Source organism: Sabulibacter ruber, from assembly GCF_017355955.1.
In the GTDB taxonomy this organism is placed as follows: Bacteria; Bacteroidota; Bacteroidia; order Cytophagales; family Hymenobacteraceae; genus Nibribacter; species Nibribacter ruber_A.
In genome coordinates this window covers 1,399,662-1,416,737 of record NZ_JAFFID010000001.1, presented here as the reverse complement: position 1 = coordinate 1,416,737, position 17,076 = coordinate 1,399,662, and the positions used below count along the sequence as shown (strand labels likewise).

Genomic DNA, 17,076 nt, shown 5'->3' with positions numbered 1-17,076 from the left:
AATGAAAGATATAATTTGGTTTAGGCAAAAAGGGTGGCCATATTGTTCTGTCAATAGCCATAAGGAGACAACTAGCACCCAGGTGCTTTTTTTAGATGAAGATGCGCAATCGATTGCGCTTTAGAGCTTGTCCCTTTTGGCATTGGCGTTTATGCTTAACTACACAGGTTTTCCTTACTATGTCCTGAGCAAATCTGCAGTTTTAAAAAGGATAAGCCTGTTTCAGGAAGGGAAAGGAAAGCCTGCAATGCAAACCACATGAAATTAGAACACTTTGCCCTCAATGTAGAAGACCCACTGGGCATGACAGATTGGTACACCCAACACCTAGGCATGCGGGTGATCCGGCAGATGAAAGAAGCGCCTTACACCACCTTCATTGCCGATGACAGCGGCCGAATCATGGTGGAGATTTACCTGAACCCGGTGGCGGAGGTGCCCCCGTACCGCACCATGAATCCGCTTTTGGTACACCTGGCCTTCGTGTCAGAAAACCCTGCCCAGGACAAAGAACGCCTGTGCGCTGCGGGTGCCACCCTGGAATCAGATCAGCACCTGGAAGACGGCTCTCACCTGGTCATGCTTCGTGATCCCTGGGGCTTAGCACTGCAACTCTGCAAACGCGGTACGCCCATGCTGGCGCGGGTAGAATGGTAAGGTACCATATGTTTTCCCCCTGATTTCAGAAAAATGACCCCAAAACAGTATTTGCTGGGAACCGCGATGGCAGTGCTGCTGAGCGCTCTCTGTTCCTGCGGCCAGAAACCCATGAGTCAAAGTAGCCAGAGCAACCAGGCCATAGAGGCCGATCCGTGGGGATACGCCCAGAAGGTGTTGAAGCAGATCAAGGCACCCACGTTCCCCAACCGTGATTTCAACGTGCGCACGTATGGCGCAGAGGGCAACGGTACCACAGACTGCTCGCAGGCCCTTAAGCAAGCCATAGAAGCTTGCCATAAGGCGGGCGGCGGACGCGTGGTGGTGCCCGCCGGCAAATATCTGTCTGGACCTATTTACCTCAAAAGCAATGTGAACCTGCACCTGGAGAAAGGCGCCACCATTCTGTTCTCCACTGATCCTAACCAATACCTGCCCATGGTGCATACCCGCTGGGAAGGCATTGAGCTCATGAACTACTCGCCGCTGATCTACGCCTTTGAGGAAAAGAACATTGCCGTTACTGGCGAAGGCACCCTGGACGGGCAAGCCTCCAACGAGCATTGGTGGCCTTGGGTGGGCAGTCAGCATTACGGCACCAAAGCCGGACAGCCTACCCAAAAAAGCCCCGGCAACCGGGACCGGTTGTTTGAGTTAGCCGATAATTATGTACCCGTGGCCGAAAGAAAGTTCGGGCCCGGGTATTACATGCGGCCGCAGTTTGTGCAGCCCTACCGTTGCGAGAATGTATTAATCCAGGGCGTGACCATCCAGAACTCGCCCATGTGGGTGCTGCACCCGGTGCTGTGTACCAACGTGACCATCCAGGGCGTGACCGTGGAAAGTCAGGGACCCAATTCCGACGGCTGCGACCCCGAGTCCTGCAAGAACGTGCTCATCAAAGATTGTTACTTCAACACCGGTGATGACTGCATCGCCATAAAATCGGGCCGTAACGCCGATGGCCGCCGCATCAATGTGCCCAGCGAGAACATCATCATCCAAGGGTGCACCATGATCAACGGGCACGGTGGCGTGGTGATTGGTAGTGAGATCACGGGCGGTACCCGCAATGTGTTTGCCGAGAACTGCAAGATGAACAGCCCGCTGCTGGACCGTGCCCTGCGCATCAAGTCCAACTCGGCCCGTGGCGGATTGGTGGAGAATGTCTATCTGCGCAACATTGAGGTAGGCCAGATCAAGCAACAAGTGGTGCGGGTGAACATGTTCTATGATCCGTCAGAGCCCAAGGGAAATAACATACCGGTGGTGCGCAACATTGAGGTCCGTAACATGAAAGTGCAGAATGGCGGCGATGTGGGCGTTCTGCTGGAAGGCTACGAGCAATCGCCGGTAGAGAACCTGCGCCTCATCAACGTGGAAATCAACGGGGTAAAACAGCCCTACAAGTTCTCTAACGTCGAGAACATCCTGTTTGAGAACGTAACCATCAACGGCGAAAAAGTCACCTTGCCCAAAGAAACTGCCTCCAACTTGTAATCTGGTTTTATGATGAAGTATACCTCTGCTCTGCTACTGTTCTGCTTTTGCTGCCTGGGGCTTATGTCTTTCATGGTCAATGAGAAACAGCCCATCACTGTGTACCTGATCGGGGATTCTACCATGTCCATCAAGGAAACCAAAGCCTACCCTGAGACCGGTTGGGGCATGCCGTTCAGGTATTTCTTTGATTCCAGCGTTACGGTGGAAAACCACGCCAAAAACGGCCGAAGCACCCGCACGTTCATAGAGGAAAACCTGTGGCAACCGGTGGCCTCGTCTATGAAAGCCGGCGATTACCTGTTCATCCAGTTCGGGCACAACGATGAGGTAAGCACCAAGAAAAGTTACACTACCGAGGCCGACTACAAAGCCAACCTGGAGCGGTTCATTTCCGAGGCCCGAAAGAAGAAAGTAATCCCGGTGCTCATCACTCCCGCCGCCCGCCGCAAATTTGATGTAACCGGCAAGATTGAGGAAACGCACGCGTTGTACTCGGGCATCGTGCGGGCGGTGGCGCAGAAGCAGAAAGTAGCCTTGATTGACCTTGACCGCAAAAGCCAGGCCTTGTTGCAAAAGCTGGGGCCAGAAAGCTCTAAGCTGTTGTTTATTCACCTTAAACCCGAGGAGCATCCCAACTATCCGCAGGGCAAGGAAGACGATACTCATTTCAACGAGCTGGGCGCCCGCGAGATGGCCCAGATTGTCTTAGCCGAAATGAAAGCCCAGAAACTGGATCTGGTTGATAGACTGGTAAAACCGCAAGTGAAACAGTAAAAGATTTCTTCCGGTTGGCGCGCGTTTGCAACTCATTTTCGAATCACGCTACTGATCGCTTTTCCTCTTGTTCTTATTACACCAACCAGATCAGGAAGGCGGAACACTAGCAGTAAACCCGGGCCAGTGAGGAGATTACAGTTGAAAAATCATGCCTTTCTGGAGAGGCCCAAAACGGGAGTAAACTCGTACATAAAACCAAATCGTCTGGTAAAACTGGCTCCGTTTCGGGGCTGTTGTTCAGAAAGTAGACACGAAACGGAGATTCTGTAACCATCAGCCCATATGAAATCAGCCGCTGCCTTTCTCTTCTGTTTCCTTTCTGCCTGGCTGGTTTCTTCCTGTGCCGTACAGAAGCCGGTGCAGTGGAAGATGGAGACCTTGTCATTAATAGGCGGGCATCCTACCACTGTTTTAGGCAATCCCAAACTGATCTCAGGAAAAGGAGGAGCGCAGGTAGTGGCTTTCGATGGGCAAGACGATGGCTTACTGGTAGACCACAACCCTATTGCCGGGGCCGAGGAATTCTCCATTGAGGTGGTGTTCAAACCCAATGCAGCCTGGCCGGCCAACGTGGAGCAACGTTTCCTGCACATAGAAGACATGGGCACCGGGCAGCGCCGTCTGCTTTTGGAACTGCGGCTGAACAACCGGAACCAGTGGTACGCCGATTTCTTCCTGCGCACCGAAAACGGAGCCCTCACCCTCATTGACTCTACCAAAACGCACCCGGTAGGCGAGTGGGCCACCATGACGCTCACCTACAAAAACAAGCAACTGAAAGGTTACGTGAACGGGCAACTGGAGCTTTCCGGCGAAATTGAGTACCTGCCCATCCCGGCCTCAGCCAAAACCTCCATCGGTACCCGCATGGACAAACGCTCCTGGTTCAACGGCGAAATCCAGAGCATCAGAGTCTGGAAAACCGCCCTTCAGCCTAAGAAATATTCTAACTTTTTGTAAGCTGAGCGCTGCTATTCCAAGTTCCTCTACCACAGGTCCCTCGCTCGCCTCTGGCGAGTGTGCGTTATTCTTCGGCCTCTGGCCGATATGGGGGAAAGTTTAATAATTCACATAGCGGCGAGACGCCGCCTGATAACGCACACTCGCCAGAGGCGAGCGAGGATTCTGATAAAGATGTAACTCACCAGAAACAGAGGAGGCGTTTTAAGGCAGGTTTGTTGAAATCTGCCTTAAAACGCCTCCTCTGCTTTTCAAGTTTTTCCTTACAAAGTCATGTACTTCCGCACTTTATCAATCATCTCAGAGGAGCCAATGACCAAGGGGCAGCGCTCATGCAGTTCAGATGGTTCTTTGTCTAAGATGCGGTCAATTCCGTCGGTGGCCTGGCCGCCGGCTTGCTCGGCAATGAAGGCGAGCGGGTTGCACTCGTAGAGCAGACGGAGTTTGCCGGTTTTGTTTTTGGAGGAGCCCGGGTAGAAGTAGATGCCGCCTTTCAGAAGATTGCGGTGGAAATCGGCTACCAGGGAGCCGATGTAGCGGGAAGAGTATTTTTGCTCTTTGCAGAACGCCAAATAGTTCTGGATGCCCAGGGGGAAGTCGCTTACGTTGGCTTCGTTGCAGGAGTACTGCTTGCCGCGGTCAGGTATTTTCATGTCGGGGTGGGAGAGGAAGAATTCGCCCAGGGAAGGCTCGTAGGTGAAGCCATTCACGCCGCAGCCGGTGGTGTAGACCAGCATGGTGGAGGCCCCGTACAGAATGTATCCGGCAGCCACCTGTTGGGTGCCTTTCTGCAGGCAATCTTCCAGGGTGCCTTCCTGGCCGCCATCGGAGAGGCGACGGTAAATCCCGAAGATGGTGCCCGTGGGAATGTTCACGTCAATGTTGGAGGAACCGTCCAGCGGGTCCATGGCCACAATGTACTTGGCGTGGGAGTTACCGGTATGAATCAGGTTTTCCTCTTCTTCTGAAACAATGGTGCAGACCTCGCCGCCGTTGCGCAGCGCCCTGATGAACCGGATGTTGGCAATCACATCCAGTTTCTGCTGGTCTTCGCCCTGAATGTTTTGTTTGCCAAATTTACCAACCGTGTCCTGATCGGCGCGGCTAATCTCCCGGCTTACAATCTTGGCGGCTAACGCAATATCTCTAAGTAGCTGCGATAATTCACCGGTAGCAAAAGGGAAATCTTCCTGCTTTTTCATGATAAACCGGTCCAGGGTAGTGCCAACGGGAAGGGCTAATGCATCGTTCATAAGGAGAGGTACTTAGTTGATAATGAATATATTATATTTTGATAGAATAAAATAAAGTAAATAAAAAGCCCCGTGCCCCAAACTCAGATGCCCGCGCAAAGCTGAAATGGAATGAGGTACGGGGCCTACTTAGTATGTATTAATCAGCTGGCCTTTTGCCAGCCTTGGGCTGCTTTCAGATCAAAGAGACACGCCGCGTTTCCACGGAATGAAATCATCTTGCTGCAGGATTTTCTCTTTTACTTCAATGCGACCGCTGGCTACCTCAATGATGAAATCCAGCACGTCTTCGCCCATTTCTTCAATGGTTTTCTCGCCAGAGATTACGGGTCCGGTGTCAATGTCAATGATGTCTGGCATGCGCTGCGCCAACTTGGTGTTAGAGGAGATTTTGATCACCGGAGTGATAGGGTTACCGGTGGGCGTTCCTAAACCAGTGGTGAACAGCACAATGTTGGTACCGGCACCTACCAGCGCCGTCGTGCACTCCACGTCGTTACCAGGGGTGCACAGCAGGTTTAAACCGGGCTTTTTCACGTATTCTGGGTAATCCAGCACGTCTACGATAGGGGAGGTACCGCCTTTCTTAGCCGCACCCGCCGATTTGATGGCATCGGTGATCAAGCCATCGCGGATGTTGCCCGGGCTGGGGTTCATGTCAAACCCGGAACCAACCGCCTCAGCCGAGGCCGCATACGCGCGCATCAAAGAAGCAAAGCGCTCAGCGGCTTCCTCAGACTCGCAGCGGTTGATCAGTTCCTGCTCCACTCCGCACAGCTCAGGGAACTCAGACAGCACGGTGCTACCGCCCAGGGCCACCAGAATGTCTGAGGTATGCCCAATAGCGGGGTTAGCCGAGATACCGGAGAATCCGTCAGAGCCGCCGCACTCCAGACCAATGGAAAGCTTGCTCAACGGAGCGGGTTGTCTTTTCTGTTTATCGGCTTCAATCAGGCCTAAGAAGGTCTGGCGGATAGCCTTGGACATCAGTTCTTCCTCAGTGCCTTCTTTCTGCTGCTCCAGAATGTAAAGCGGCTTAGAGAAGTTAGGGTTGAGGGCTTTGAGTTTGTTTTCCAGGATGCTCACCTGCGCGTTCTGGCAACCCAGGCTCAGCACGGTAGCACCGGCCACGTTAGGGTGATGGATGTAGTCGGCCAACAGGGCGCAGAGCATGTCTGAGTCTTGTCTGGTTCCGCCGCAGCCGCCCTGGTGCGTCAGGAACTTGATGCCGTCCACGTTTTCAAACACGCGGCGTTGGGCAGGGGCCTGGGTTTTCTGCAGGGTTAAGGTTTCAATGGCATCGGTGTTGCCAGACTGGTACAGGTCTACCATCTGCTGCACATACGACTTGTACACATCGCGCTGGCCAAAGCCCAGCTCGTCCAGGAAGGCCTGCTTGATGATGTCTACGTTACGGTTCTCGCAGAATACCATAGGAATCACCAGCCAGAAGTTGGCGGTACCTACCTGTCCATCGGGGCGGTGGTAGCCCATGAACGTGCGGTTCACCCACTTAGACACGTCCGGGGCCTGCCAGCCAATGGTTTTGGTTTTGCCGGTAAAGCCGTTTACCTGGTGCTTCACGTTGGCGGTGGTGAGTACGCCACCCACCGGGATGTCGGTCACGGCCTTGCCCACCAGAGATCCGTACATCAGGATCTCGTCACCAGCGGCAATAGGGGCTTGGGCAAACTTGTGTTTTGCCTGCACGTCGTCAACCAACACTATCTGAGCGCCATCATATTGAACGGCCTCGCCTTTCTTCAAATCCGTGAGTGCTACCAGCACATTGTCATTCGGATGGATCTTTAATATTCTATGTAACATATCTCTGAACAGGTAGGATGTGCAATCGATTGCGCAAGATATCAATATTTATGAGATATTGAAAAAATCTGAATCAATTCTCTTAAAAAATTAAAGTTTTTTAATGGAGGTTAAGGCAGGTGTTTTGGGGTTTCCATTTTGGGAATGGAAAATGGCCGGTAAGGGCAGCATTCTGGAGAAAAGAAAGCGTTTGCCTGGTTCCATTTGCTTTGGGGTTTGTCTTGCGGTTAATAGGCAAACGGTTGAGCACCGCAAATAATTCCGGTTGATTCGGGGCTGTTTTCCGGAAAACAGCCCCGAATCAACTGGAGGCTTATAGCACCGGTAGGAAAGTCTGTAACAAGCGGTGATTATCTACCCACGATCTGATCCATCACCCAGGCGGTACGGGCGCCGGACTCCCCGTGGCTGGGGCAGGTTCCCTGACCCGTGAGTTCCTCTGCCATGGTTTGGATAAAGGGCTGCTGCACGTGTGCCGGTGGGGGCAGGAAGAATTCCTCGGTGCCTTTCTCGGTTTCCAACTTAATGGGCTCCAGCGCGAAAGAGGGGAAGGTGATTCGTCCTCGGCTGCCAATGATCTCTATCTCGTCTTTGAACTGGGCGGGGGCCACGGTAAAGCACCAGATGCCGGTACCCAAGATCCCATTCCCAAACCGGAACTGACCCGTCACGATATCCTCGGCAGGGTAGAGGCCCGCCTGGTTCGCGACCTGACCGGAGGCGGAGACAATGGGCCCGAGCAGAAAATCCAGGTAGTCTAACTGGTGCGAGGCCAGGTCAAAGAACAGTCCGCCGCCGGCAATCTCGGGCAGCACGCGCCAGGGCAATTCTGCCGGGTTTAGGTTCTGCTGCGCCGGATGAAACAGCTTGATGTTCACGAACCGCACCTCGCCAACGGCGCCGCTGTCCACCAGCTCTTTCACTTTGAGGAATGAGGGCAGGCACCGGCGGTAATAGGCGACAAACAAGGGTACCTGAGCTTCCTGGCAGGCTTTTACCATTTCCTGGCACTGGGCGTGATTCAAGGCCATGGGTTTCTCTACGTACACTGGTTTGCCTGTGGCCGCTACCTTTAGGGTGTACTCTGCGTGGGAACCGGGCGGCGTGGCAATGTACACGGCATCTACATCGGGGTCCTGGATCAGGGCCTGGGCATCATCGTACCACTTAGGCACCCCGTGGCGCTGGGCGTAGTCTCTGGCTTTTTCGCCGTTGCGCCGCATCACGGCTACTAACTGGGAGTTGGGTACTTTCTGGAAAGCCGGTCCGCTTTTGACCTCGGTCACGTCACCGCACCCAATGATGCCCCACCGGATGGTCTTTGTTTTTTCTTCTGCCATTGCTCATGTGCGGTGCCATTCTGGGTACCGCTGCTTAAAAGTAAGCGTGTTCTGCCCAATCTCAGAAGTTCAACAGGTTTTTCTTTAAGGCTTTGTTGGTTTTAGGCCTGTTTTGCCTGAAACAAGGCGGAAACGCTCAAGACACTGCGGGCTTAAGGAGCGCTTACTCCCTGTAATTCCTTTGCTAGATTCTGCCTGGCTTGTGATTCTAGTTTAGCCTGAAATGGTGGAGTTTTAAAGATGCTTTCCTGATCCAGAAAATGGCGCAGCACCTTTTTACGGCCGCTATGGTAGAGAAAATCTGGGTAGAGGCTGTACTCTTTCCTGATTTGCTGGCTGTACTGGTGATAAAGGTCCCAGGGGGCGCCTAAGATGGCCAAGTCAAAGTCCAGCAGGAAATCGGTGTCAGGATTTGGATTAGAGCGATGTGATTTGGTAGCCAGAATCATTTCTTCTACCAAGGCCACCTCGGCTTGTGGCACGCCTAACTCCGGCAGCCTCTTACTGGCCAGTTGGGCACTCTTTTCCTCGTTGTCTGACCTGGAGGAGCTATAGACCGCGTCATGGTAAAAAATGGCAAACCTGACCAGGGCAGGAGCGGTCAGGTTTGCCTCAAATTCATCGGTTAAACGCAACAAGGCTTCAATATGCCTCAGGTTGTGGTAGTGCCTGGACCTGGACGAGTAGGCTGCTTCCAGCTCTTCCCACAATCTGCTAAGCAGGTTCTGATTAACTGAATAACCAGCGGCAGTGCGCTGCCAGGTTTGCCAAAGGTATTGCTCCATACAAGCGGGTTTTTCTACTTAGTTTCCTGGGTTAAGGCTATTTTCAGGATCTCACTGCTTCTTTGAACGGATACTTCTTCCATCTTATAGCCTACATGAGATACCACTAAGATCGCTTTTTGGGTGGGGAGCTCCAGTTCAAATGATCCATCTGCATTGGTGATGACCTCAGTAGTGGTGCCTTTCAGGTGGAGGGCCGCGCCGGAGAGAGCTTCGCCGGAGGCGTTGAGTACCCGGCCGGTGAGTTTCCAGGTGTTTTGCCCGCCAGAGGCCTGAGTGCTGGTGGTACCCGGCTGGTTTTGCCCGAAGTGGCTTTTGTTAAAATAATGATGGTACACCACCTCGCCTAAGGCAAAAAGCAGCACCAGCAAAACCGCTGCCGTTTGCCAGGCCGGCCACTGGAAAACCCGGCGCTTGCGTTTTTTCTGGGCTAAGAGGTTCTTTAACCGGCCACGGGTTTCCCGTACGGCGGTGCGCACCCGGGCGGGCTGGGCCAGGGTCATGCCTTCCACCAGGTCTGAGCAAAGTTCACAGGACAGGAGGTGCCGTTCCACTTGGTGGCTGAGGGGAGCGGATAGTTCCCCGGTTTGGTACTGCCGCAGCACCTCCAGCGAAGGATGCTCGTCGGGGCCCCAGTCTTCGGGAAGATTATTCCTGCTCATAGTTTTTATTCATGTAGTTTTTGAGGTTGCGTTTGCCGTTCTGGATGTAGCTTTTTACCTGGCCAATCTCAAATCCGGTCAGTTCGGCTACTTCTTTGTAACTCTTTTTCTGCAGGTAGAAAAGCTCCACGCAGGTGCGTTGCTCGGGTCCTAAGGTAGTGAGGGCTTTGCTTAAGAGCTGCAGTTCCGTTTCCTGGTCGTTTTCCTCAGAAGTGTCCAGAAACGCGGCTTTCTCTACCAAAGGCAGGGAATGGTTTTCCAGCGAGTCGGTGCCCCGGCTCTTCTTGGACCGCAGGTGCATGAGGCAGTAGTTCTTGGCCAGCACGTGCAGCCAGCTTTTGAAGTTGGTGATCTCATGTTTGTGGAGCGCCGTGATCAGCAACTCAAAGACGTGCATGGTAGCGTCTTTACTCTCGTCCTCGTCTTTGAGGTACTTCAGGCACACCAGGTACACCATCTCGGTGTAGCGCTCAAACAATTCCCCCACCAGGGCTACATCGCCCGTTTCCCGATACTGCTGTATCAGTTCCAGGTCTTGCGGCGGCTTTGAGCGGGAGAATAGCTTTAGAAACATGCGGCTCAGGTAGGTTAAGCGTCAATAAAGAAACAGATAAAAACTCAGGGACAAAACATGCAAAACAGCTTCTCGCTTTTAGAACCAAGATGCCGCAGAGCTTCATTTTCCATAAGGCCTGTCTTACATTTTCCCGCTAAAAAGGCAGATTAACCTGCTTTTGCCGCTATGTCTCTGATTCCCAGAAATAAAAAATCACGTTTAAGGGCCGTTTTATGTAAAACAAGCCCTTAAACGTGATAGATAGTGTCTGAACAAGAAGAGGAGTTTCCGGAAAGCTATTGTTTATGATGGACCACCAGCAGCGGCAGAAACGTGTTGGCGGCAATGTCCAGGAGGTTGTCATGCGCGAAGGGATTCAACCGAAAGCCTTTAGCCCGATAGCCCGCCACCAACAGGTCTGCCTGCTGCCTGAAACAGAACTTAAGAATGCCCTCGCTCGGGTTTCTATCCACCTCCAGGTGCGTGGAGGCTTTCTGGCAGGGCAGGCGTTTGAGCAGAAGGGCCAATCCGGCCTCGGCCTGTTGTCTGTTCTTCATGGTGTCTTCCTCTAGAATGTGCAATACCTGCAACTCGGCCCTGAAGTGGGTGGCCACCTGGCACACCAGGCAGACATCGGTGAGGGATTCTCCTTTCAGGTCGGTGACAAACACAATCTTGCTGGGCGGCCGGAAAGTAGCGTGGGGCGGAACCACCAGCACGGGGCAATGGGCGTCTCTGATGAGGCGCGCCGTGGCAGATTCCCCAAACTGTTCCTGCAGGCCTTCGTGGCCCAGCACCAGCAAATCGGCCTGTTCTTCTTTGGCTACCTGCAGAATGGAGTTGGTGGTGATACCGTACTTGATCTTGCTCTCATAGGCCACAGGGGCAGCGTGTTCCTGCCCGTTCATCTGTGCAATCAGGGCGTCTAGTTTGTCTTGCTGGTGATGGCGGTACTCGGGGTCCTGAATGGCCTCCACATAGGGCAGGGCTTCAAAGGGCGCCAGTTCTACTATCACAGGCTCGTACACGTTGTGGACCAATACAATGCGGGCACCAATATACTGTGCCAGGGCATCTGCGTATTTTATGGCGTTTTCTGAGCACGCTGAAAAATCGGTAGGACAGATGATCGTTTCCATGGCAGTAAATGCTTTAGGTAAGAACAAGTGAATGTCTTCTGTAATATACTGATTTTTAAGTTTATATGGGTGTTTTAGTGGGCGTTTGTTTTCTGGCTTGTTTTGATAAATCAGATGAAACTGAGCCTACAAGAGATGGGTGTTTATGCCGCCCCGAAGTGGATTTTAACCCATCAGAACCAAAAGTAGCAGCTAGGCAGAAAGCACTTTTTCTTATGGTTGATGACTCTTCTTGCAGCAGGTTTTTGGCCTGATTTTGCGGAAAAACCTCTGAAACGCGGAGCTGATCTGCTTCAAAAAATTGACCTTTTCCTATAACTTCTGAAAAAACAACCGTATTAAAACGCTTAGAATCAGGGTAACTCTGTTTTGCGGAGTGTTCGTATTGTTGTAACGTATGAAAAAGGAAGAGATTTATTTCCCCGATTGGCAACGGCTATTGATCGGGAACACACCGTGGGAGTTTATGGCCGAGGTGCTGCTGCGTACGTTGGTCATCTTTATTGTACTTCTGGTGGTGCTGCGGCTGATGGGGAAACGAATGAACGGGCAGTTAACCATTTCTGAATTGGCCGTGATGGTGACCTTGGGGGGGATTGCCTCGGCTCCTATGCAATTGCCAGACAGGGGAGTTCTGATGGGGGTAGTGGCGTTTACCTGTGCCCTGGTCTTTCAGCGGGGCATCAACCTGTGGGCTTTCAGAAGCCGGAAAGTAGAGGTGGTCACCCAGGGAGATTTGTGCATGATTCTAAAGGAAGGGGTCATGCTGGTAAAGGAACTGGAAAATTCCCGCCTGTCAAGAGATCAGGTGTTTGCGGCATTAAGAACCCATAACATACAGCATCTGGGTCAAGTAAAACGATTGTACATAGAGGCAAGCGGAGAATTTAGCGTAGTGAAAGCGAAGGAGCCGAAACCAGGTTTACCCATTATTCCCTTAAGAGACCAAGCCCTCCTGAAATCCTTGCCCAGTGATAATAACTATTCTGCCTGCACCCGCTGCGGCAATGTAGGAGAAACAAACCAGGTGAAAGGGACCGCATGCCCTTACTGCTCCTGCACAGAGTGGATTCCCGCCGCCAAATAACGAATTACCATGAAACCGGAAGATATTCAAATTACAGACTGGCTCCGCATTGTATTAGGTGAGGTGCCGTGGAGCTTTCTCTTTGAAATTGTCATACGCGTAGCGTTCATTTATTTTGTGCTGATGCTCTCCATGCGCCTGATGGGGAAGCGGATGGCTGCAATGCTGAGCAGAACCGAAATGGCTGCCCTGGTGTCTCTGGCGGCGGCAAACGGGGTGGCCCTCATGGACCCCTCCCGGGGCATACTCCCTATTGCCATTATTGCAGTGGTGGTGGTAGGCATTGAAAGGGTCCTTGCCTGGCGAAGCACCCAGGACGCCCGGTTTGAGCGTAAGGTCATGGATGACCTGGACGTGCTGGTAAAAGATGGTTGTCTGCAACTGGATGTAATGGAAAATGCCAGGATAACCCGGGAGCGCCTTTTTGCCGAGCTCAGACATGATGAAATCTATAACCTGGGCAAAGTACAGCGCGTCTACATGGAAGCCAACGGCTCTTTCACCCTTTTCCAGTTCCCAGAAGAGCGCGCAGGCCTGTCCCTGGTGCCCATCATGGACCCGGATTTTAGAAAGGAGCAGCAAGACGCCCCCGATACCTATGCCTGCGGTAGTTGCGGTCAATTATTGAAACAGCCTCAGGAACCCGGTATTGATTGCCCATCCTGTGGGGAAAGAAAGTGGGAAAAAGCAGCGCTCTCCTGAAAGATCAAAAACGTGCGGCTGGCGAGAAGTGACTTCAAGTGGATTCAGGAGTTCTCTTCAGACTGCTTTTTTGAAAAGACCGTAGCCCCCACACTGGCAGCAATGACGCAGGCAATAGAGAGCCATTGGGTAAGGCTGAGGTGCTCCTGCAGGAAAAGCAACCCAGACAAAGCGGCCACGGCCGGGTGCAAACTCATCAGGATGCTGTAGTTCTTGGAAGAAAGTTGCCGCAGGGCGTTCATGTCCAGCGTGAAAGGGATAGCGCTGGTCAAGAGCGCCACGGCTATTCCAAGCAGCAGCAGAGGTCCGTTCAAAGCACTCAATCCACCGCTGAAAACCCCGAAGGGCACCACCAGTAACGTAGCGAACACCATGCCTACGGCAACCGCATCTCCGCCTTTCATGAACTTGGAGACTTTGCCGCCCAGCAATATGTAGCCTGCCCATAAACTTCCGGCCAGGGCCGCACACAAGACACCCACTAAATCAATGGAGTTGGTGTTCCAGGGAGCAATCAGGGCAATACCTAACCCGGCCAGTGCAGCCCACATCAGGTCCAGCAGTTTTCTGGAACCTATGATGGCTAGGGCTAAAGGTCCCATGAATTCAATGGTAACGCCCAGGCCCAACGGAATCCGTTTGATGGCAAAATAGAAGACCAGGTTCATGGCTCCCAGGCAAGTTCCATAGCCGGCGCAATACAAAAGCTGCCTCCTGTTCAGCTGAAGGAGGTTGGTTCTAAAGAAAGCCAGCAGAATGATAGCCGAAAACCCAATGCGGAGAGATGCCGTGCCGCTGGCCCCTAGAACCGGGAACAGGTACTTCGCTACGGAGGCACCCGTCTGCACGCTTACTATTGACAAAAGCACCGCCGGTACAGCCGGTAGCACATAGTTACTCTTGGGAAATGCTTTAAATAGGTTCATTGCAGAAGTAGCCAACCTGCTGCGGGAAATTACCTTAAGGCATCACTCCCAAAGTTGGCTGAGCGCAAGTTACCATTCTCTTTGTTTTTAGCTCTTTTCTCTAAAACTGATGGAAAACTAAAACGTCTGGTCTTTGAAAGAAGAAGCTTTAAAAACTGGACCAAACCTGCCTTACATCGTTTTAGAAGTACTTTTTGAAATTCTGCTTAAAACCAGCCCGTTTCTAAGCCACTGGCGCCGGTTTCTTAGTGGCGGTCCGTTGGTTCTGGAACTGATAAGAGGTAGCGGGCAAGGTTAGCAGGGGAACAAAGGCCCTCAAAGCTAATTTTCTGGTGATGCTGTGGTGGAACAGTTCTTCCAGTAATCCGCGGTCCTGGATAGAAACGGCCAGCACCTCTGCCTGGTCTTCCTGCACAAATTCCTGGAGGCCGGCAATGATGTCATTGTTCCGCAATTGGGCCACGCTGTAGCGGTTATGCGGGAAATGTTTGACAATGCTCTTAAACACCTGGCTGTCTGAGACTATGTTCAGCTGCTTTTCAGATTGGATGTTGATGATGTTCACCTCGGCGTTGAACCCAGAAGCCAGTAGGAAGAGCTGTTTCAGGTACACGGTTTCTTCCGTTTCAAAGTCTGAGGCGTAGGCAATGTGCCGCACCGGGGAAAACGTGGTATGGGCTGGAATCACCAGTACCGGGCAAAGCGCTTCTTTGATGTAGGCCGAGGCGTTGGTGCCCATCAGGCTGTCCAGGAAATTTCCCGCTCCGTGGGTACCCATCACCACCAAATCCACGGCTTGGGTCTTCACCAGCTCATTCAGGTGCGGAATAAGCGGGCCGTACAGGCAAAAGGTCTCGGTCTCAAAATTGAATTCTTTCTTTATCAGTTCCGCCACCTTAAAGAGCTCCTCTTCGCAGTCTTCAATCAGTTGGGAATCCAGGGAGTAGAGCGGCAACCCTTCTGGCATAACCGAGGCCGGAAGGTTAACGGTATGCACCAACAGCAGCCTGCTCCTGGTCTGACGAGCAAGAGCAGCAGCATATTGCACGGCGTTGGCAGCGCAGGAAGAGAAATCGGTGGGGACTAAGATGGTTTTCATGCTCGCAGATAGGTTAAGATTCAAAACTGTAGGCTGAACTCTTCTGCAAAGCTATCGGGTGCCGGGTGGGTTGGGAATGATGCCGGTCAAAGCATTTAATGACTTTGGTCATGCCGGCGGTTTTCCTGCTATTTTCCACAAAACATGCCTGAAAACAGATGCGTACTCCTTATTTCCGGCCCAGAAATGACAAGAATCATTGTGGAAAGGAGCCCGAGTGGTTACTTTTATAAAAACATCTGACCTTTGGAAGAATCTCTGCAGCGCCCTCACCAGATGCACCTGGACGACCAGGCCCGCTTACAAGCCATCATAGACACCGCCATTGACGGCATCATTACCATTGACCAACGGGGGATCATTGAAACCGTGAACCCGGCGGCCGCCCGTATCTTTGGCTACCGGCCCGAAGAAATCATTGGCAAGAACATCAAGATTCTGATGCCGGAGCCCGACCAGAGCCGGCATGACGGCTATATGGAAAATTACCACCGTACCGGGGTAGGACAGATTATTGGCAAAGGTCGTGAGGTGGTGGGGCTGCGCAAAGACGGATCCGTGTTTCCGTTTCTGTTGAGTATTTCTGAGGTGAAATTGCAGGATAAGGTCATTTACACGGGCATTGTGCATGACATCTCGCAGCAGAAGAAAGCCGAGCAGGCCCAGCGCGAAAGCGAAAACAAAATCAACTCCATCATTCAGGCGGCGGTAGACGGCATCATTACCATTGACACCCGCGGCATCATTGAAATGGTGAACCCCTCGGCGGCCCGGCTTTTCGGGTACAGTGAGGAGGAACTGATCGGCCAGAACATAGGCCTGCTCATGCCCGAACCCGATCATAGCCGCCACGACCAGTACATGGAGAACTACCACCGCACCGGCCACCGCAAAATCATTGGCATTGGGCGGGAAGTCTCGGGGCGGAAGAAGGATGGCTCGGTGTTTCCGCTATACCTGAGCATCTCTGAGGTGCAACTCACCGACCGGAAAGTGTATACCGGCTTTATCCATGACATTACGCACCAGAAAGTAAGCGAAGAACGCCTGCGCCGGTACGCCGCCGAGCTGGAGCGCAGCAACCGTGAGTTGCAGGACTTCGCCTACGTGTCTTCGCATGACCTGCAGGAACCTTTGCGCAAAATTCAGGCCTTTGGCGATAGGCTGAAGACCAAGGAGCAAAACAACCTGAGCGACCAGGGCAAGGACTACATTGACCGCATGCTCAACGCCGCTGTGCGCATGCAGAACCTCATCAATGACCTGCTTACCTTCTCCCGCGTGACCACCAAATCCAAACCGTTTGAGAAAGTGGATCTGAACGAGGTGCTTAACGGGGTTTTGTCTGACCTGGAGATCACCATTGAGAAAACCGGTACCGTGATTGATCGTTCGCCGCTGCCCACCATTGAGGCCGAGCCTACCCAGATGCGCCAATTGTTCCAAAACCTGATCAGCAATGCCATCAAGTTCCGGAAAGAAGACGTGACGCCGGTGGTGCGCATATCGGCCCGGCACGTGCAGCGCAAGGCCCACCTCACGTCCACGCCCGGCGATGTGCACGTGGAGATTGAGGTGGAAGACAACGGCATCGGGTTTGACGAGAAGTACCTTGACCGCATTTTCAATATCTTTCAGCGCCTGGAGGGGCAGAAGTACGAAGGCTCCGGCATTGGCCTGGCCATTTGCCGTAAAATAGCCATCAGGCACGGCGGCGACATCACCGCCCGCAGCCAACCCGGGGTAGGCACCCGTTTCATCATCACCCTGGCCACTAAACACCTCCAGGAATAGACCTTACAG

The 17,076-nt window shown here is 52.7% G+C and carries 17 protein-coding genes; 7 read left to right on the top strand and 10 right to left on the bottom strand.

Annotated elements, in window-relative coordinates:
• Positions 1–258 precede the first annotated feature (258 nt).
• The 4 genes from JT719_RS05845 to JT719_RS05830 all read left to right on the top strand — a co-directional run bounded on the left by JT719_RS05845 (position 259) and on the right by JT719_RS05830 (position 3,897).
• Positions 259–657: a VOC family protein gene (locus JT719_RS05845; protein ID WP_207431552.1), complete on the top strand. Its 399-nt coding sequence runs from the start codon at positions 259–261 to the stop codon at positions 655–657.
• 111 nt (positions 658–768) lie between these two features.
• Positions 769–2,157: a glycoside hydrolase family 28 protein gene (locus JT719_RS05840; RefSeq protein WP_207431551.1), complete on the top strand. Its 1,389-nt coding sequence runs from the start codon at positions 769–771 to the stop codon at positions 2,155–2,157.
• A 9-nt stretch (positions 2,158–2,166) separates the two neighbouring features.
• Complete coding sequence (locus tag JT719_RS05835) at positions 2,167–2,934, top strand: rhamnogalacturonan acetylesterase (RefSeq protein ID WP_242693082.1); 768 nt, start codon at positions 2,167–2,169, stop codon at positions 2,932–2,934.
• 285 nt (positions 2,935–3,219) lie between these two features.
• Positions 3,220–3,897 (top strand): LamG-like jellyroll fold domain-containing protein, encoded by a 678-nt coding sequence (locus JT719_RS05830; RefSeq protein WP_207431550.1) that lies wholly within the window; start codon positions 3,220–3,222, stop codon positions 3,895–3,897.
• A gap of 263 nt (positions 3,898–4,160) precedes the next feature.
• Here the strand turns inward: JT719_RS05830 and fbp are convergent, their stop codons facing one another.
• The 8 genes from fbp to JT719_RS05790 all read right to left on the bottom strand — a co-directional run bounded on the left by fbp (position 4,161) and on the right by JT719_RS05790 (position 11,892).
• Positions 4,161–5,150: a class 1 fructose-bisphosphatase gene (gene fbp / locus JT719_RS05825; protein WP_207431549.1), complete on the bottom strand. Its 990-nt coding sequence runs from the start codon at positions 5,148–5,150 to the stop codon at positions 4,161–4,163.
• 180 nt (positions 5,151–5,330) lie between these two features.
• Complete coding sequence (locus tag JT719_RS05820) at positions 5,331–6,977, bottom strand: UxaA family hydrolase (RefSeq protein ID WP_207431548.1); 1,647 nt, start codon at positions 6,975–6,977, stop codon at positions 5,331–5,333.
• Positions 6,978–7,327: 350 nt separating this feature from the next.
• Positions 7,328–8,317: a Gfo/Idh/MocA family protein gene (locus JT719_RS05815; protein WP_207431547.1), complete on the bottom strand. Its 990-nt coding sequence runs from the start codon at positions 8,315–8,317 to the stop codon at positions 7,328–7,330.
• 152 nt (positions 8,318–8,469) lie between these two features.
• Complete coding sequence (locus JT719_RS05810; protein ID WP_207431546.1) at positions 8,470–9,102, bottom strand: HD domain-containing protein; 633 nt, start codon at positions 9,100–9,102, stop codon at positions 8,470–8,472.
• Between the two features lie 14 nt (positions 9,103–9,116).
• Entirely contained in the window at positions 9,117–9,764 is a 648-nt protein-coding gene (locus tag JT719_RS05805; RefSeq protein WP_207431545.1) for a carboxypeptidase-like regulatory domain-containing protein, read from the bottom strand.
• Entirely contained in the window at positions 9,751–10,338 is a 588-nt protein-coding gene (locus tag JT719_RS05800) for an RNA polymerase sigma factor (protein WP_207431544.1), read from the bottom strand. Before JT719_RS05800 ends, JT719_RS05805 begins: the two co-directional genes overlap by 14 nt.
• A gap of 278 nt (positions 10,339–10,616) precedes the next feature.
• A complete protein-coding gene (locus JT719_RS05795; RefSeq protein WP_207431543.1) occupies positions 10,617–11,459 on the bottom strand; it encodes a universal stress protein in 843 nt (280 codons plus the stop codon).
• 61 nt (positions 11,460–11,520) lie between these two features.
• Complete coding sequence (locus JT719_RS05790) at positions 11,521–11,892, bottom strand: hypothetical protein (RefSeq protein WP_207431542.1); 372 nt, start codon at positions 11,890–11,892, stop codon at positions 11,521–11,523.
• Here JT719_RS05790 and JT719_RS05785 point away from each other — a divergent pair.
• Together JT719_RS05785 and JT719_RS05780 are read left to right on the top strand one after the other, a co-directional pair.
• The gene (locus JT719_RS05785; RefSeq protein WP_207431541.1) at positions 11,857–12,546 is read left to right on the top strand and encodes a DUF421 domain-containing protein; all 690 of its coding nucleotides are present in this window, start codon (positions 11,857–11,859) and stop codon (positions 12,544–12,546) included. The genes JT719_RS05790 and JT719_RS05785 overlap by 36 nt on opposite strands.
• 9 nt (positions 12,547–12,555) lie before the next feature.
• Positions 12,556–13,248 (top strand): DUF421 domain-containing protein, encoded by a 693-nt coding sequence (locus tag JT719_RS05780; protein WP_207431540.1) that lies wholly within the window; start codon positions 12,556–12,558, stop codon positions 13,246–13,248.
• A 44-nt stretch (positions 13,249–13,292) separates the two neighbouring features.
• Here the strand turns inward: JT719_RS05780 and JT719_RS05775 are convergent, their stop codons facing one another.
• The gene (locus JT719_RS05775) at positions 13,293–14,111 is read right to left on the bottom strand and encodes an EamA family transporter (RefSeq protein ID WP_207431539.1); all 819 of its coding nucleotides are present in this window, start codon (positions 14,109–14,111) and stop codon (positions 13,293–13,295) included.
• Positions 14,112–14,397: 286 nt separating this feature from the next.
• Complete coding sequence (locus tag JT719_RS05770) at positions 14,398–15,273, bottom strand: universal stress protein (protein WP_207431538.1); 876 nt, start codon at positions 15,271–15,273, stop codon at positions 14,398–14,400.
• Positions 15,274–15,519: 246 nt separating this feature from the next.
• On the opposite strand from JT719_RS05770, the gene JT719_RS05765 reads away from it, so the two are divergent.
• Positions 15,520–17,067: a sensor histidine kinase gene (locus JT719_RS05765; RefSeq protein WP_242693081.1), complete on the top strand. Its 1,548-nt coding sequence runs from the start codon at positions 15,520–15,522 to the stop codon at positions 17,065–17,067.
• The last annotated feature ends 9 nt before the right edge of the window (positions 17,068–17,076 follow it).

What these genes read in the sequence shown, in the direction of transcription:
- JT719_RS05815 (WP_207431547.1), bottom strand. Translation starts at nt 8,317, where the DNA reads ATGGCAGAAGAAAAAACAAAGACCATCCGGTGGGGCATCATTGGGTGC.
- JT719_RS05845 (WP_207431552.1), top strand. Translation starts at nt 259, where the DNA reads ATGAAATTAGAACACTTTGCCCTCAATGTAGAAGACCCACTGGGCATG.
- JT719_RS05800 (WP_207431544.1), bottom strand. Translation starts at nt 10,338, where the DNA reads ATGTTTCTAAAGCTATTCTCCCGCTCAAAGCCGCCGCAAGACCTGGAA.
- JT719_RS05795 (WP_207431543.1), bottom strand. Translation starts at nt 11,459, where the DNA reads ATGGAAACGATCATCTGTCCTACCGATTTTTCAGCGTGCTCAGAAAAC.
- JT719_RS05830 (WP_207431550.1), top strand. Translation starts at nt 3,220, where the DNA reads ATGAAATCAGCCGCTGCCTTTCTCTTCTGTTTCCTTTCTGCCTGGCTG.
- JT719_RS05820 (WP_207431548.1), bottom strand. Translation starts at nt 6,977, where the DNA reads ATGTTACATAGAATATTAAAGATCCATCCGAATGACAATGTGCTGGTA.
- JT719_RS05780 (WP_207431540.1), top strand. Translation starts at nt 12,556, where the DNA reads ATGAAACCGGAAGATATTCAAATTACAGACTGGCTCCGCATTGTATTA.
- JT719_RS05785 (WP_207431541.1), top strand. Translation starts at nt 11,857, where the DNA reads ATGAAAAAGGAAGAGATTTATTTCCCCGATTGGCAACGGCTATTGATC.
- JT719_RS05835 (WP_242693082.1), top strand. Translation starts at nt 2,167, where the DNA reads ATGATGAAGTATACCTCTGCTCTGCTACTGTTCTGCTTTTGCTGCCTG.
- fbp (WP_207431549.1), bottom strand. Translation starts at nt 5,150, where the DNA reads ATGAACGATGCATTAGCCCTTCCCGTTGGCACTACCCTGGACCGGTTT.
- JT719_RS05840 (WP_207431551.1), top strand. Translation starts at nt 769, where the DNA reads ATGAGTCAAAGTAGCCAGAGCAACCAGGCCATAGAGGCCGATCCGTGG.
- JT719_RS05810 (WP_207431546.1), bottom strand. Translation starts at nt 9,102, where the DNA reads ATGGAGCAATACCTTTGGCAAACCTGGCAGCGCACTGCCGCTGGTTAT.
- JT719_RS05770 (WP_207431538.1), bottom strand. Translation starts at nt 15,273, where the DNA reads ATGAAAACCATCTTAGTCCCCACCGATTTCTCTTCCTGCGCTGCCAAC.
- JT719_RS05805 (WP_207431545.1), bottom strand. Translation starts at nt 9,764, where the DNA reads ATGAGCAGGAATAATCTTCCCGAAGACTGGGGCCCCGACGAGCATCCT.